The organism is Cellulomonas sp. P2_B4 (assembly GCF_056404795.1).
Map to the genome: position 1 here is coordinate 1 of NZ_JBFUDI010000025.1, position 1,022 is coordinate 1,022.

The following is a 1,022-nucleotide window of genomic DNA, read 5'->3' on the forward strand; positions in this document are numbered from 1 at the left end:
CCTGCACCTCGCGCGCGACCTCGACGTAGCGCCGGCTCGGCGTCTTCGTCTCCTCCTGCCCGGGCCGATAGGCGGCCCAGATCTTGTTACGGAGCGCGAGTGGCAGCTTGTACCAATGCTTGCGGCATCCCCAGGCGGCGGGCGGCACCGTCGCGTCGCACCCGGGCCAGTGGCAGTGGTGCTTGGTCGGCGCCGCGGCGGCCAGTTCGGCGCGAACATGCGCGGCCTTGTCGGCGATGCTCATAATCAGCGCGGCCCGCCGAGGGCGAGAATGATGGCCGTGAGAAACAGAAGGGCGAACAAGGCTCCGGCGCATTCCGCGACCCGAACCATTGAGCCCCATTCGACCGCCTTCGCCTCGCGCTCGGCGTCCTCGTCGACCTGAAGCTCTTCGGCCGTGAACTGGGCGGCGGGGCGGATCATCGAAACACCACGCGCACGGCCATCATGGCGAGCAAGCCGAAGCCCAGCCCGACAGCGCCGGGGGTCGACCAAATGGCGATCAGCTCGCCCACCCTTTGCCAACGCGCCCGAAGCTCTTCGAGCCGGATAGCCTCGGCGTCGCACTGGCGCACGGGTTGGCCGATCGCCGGCGTTGACCGGAAAAGGGTCATACGATGTCCTTCCACAGCTTATCGCCCGCAGGCGTGATGATGAGAGCCCGCCGGCCGTTGCGCGTGATCGCGAGGCGCGGACACAGGACGGGGCGGGTCTGCGTCGGCATCGCCCAATTAAGCTTGTTCTGAACCTGGACGCCGACGGTGGCGGTCTTCACCAGCTCGGGAGGGATGCCCTCAGCCTTCAGGACGGCGTGCTGCTGATAGGTCCAGCGCGACCCGGGCGCGGCGGTGCCGTGCCATGTGTCGGGCGCCGACGGTGCAACGCGGCGGCCGGTCTGAAGCGCTTTGCGGATGAAATCGCCCGCGCCCATCAGTTGGGGAACCCGGTGTAGAGCAGGACCGCCGCGTCCGCCGCGGCGGAGTGCCGTTCCGCTGAAGCCAGCTCGGCTTGCAGGCGCTCCA

Annotated in this window: 4 protein-coding genes; all 4 read right to left on the reverse strand. The window is 68.8% G+C overall.

The window, feature by feature from the left end:
- The coding region (locus tag AC1DZC_RS19840; RefSeq protein WP_477044458.1) for a hypothetical protein at positions 1–244 on the reverse strand (244 nt) is incomplete at its 3' end.
- A 2-nt stretch (positions 245–246) separates the two neighbouring features.
- Entirely contained in the window at positions 247–423 is a 177-nt protein-coding gene (locus AC1DZC_RS19845; RefSeq protein WP_477044459.1) for a hypothetical protein, read from the reverse strand.
- Positions 420–614 (reverse strand): hypothetical protein, encoded by a 195-nt coding sequence (locus tag AC1DZC_RS19850; protein ID WP_477044460.1) that lies wholly within the window; start codon positions 612–614, stop codon positions 420–422. Before AC1DZC_RS19850 ends, AC1DZC_RS19845 begins: the two co-directional genes overlap by 4 nt.
- A complete protein-coding gene (locus AC1DZC_RS19855) occupies positions 611–931 on the reverse strand; it encodes a hypothetical protein (RefSeq protein ID WP_477044461.1) in 321 nt (106 codons plus the stop codon). Before AC1DZC_RS19855 ends, AC1DZC_RS19850 begins: the two co-directional genes overlap by 4 nt.
- Positions 932–1,022: the final 91 nt, after the last annotated feature.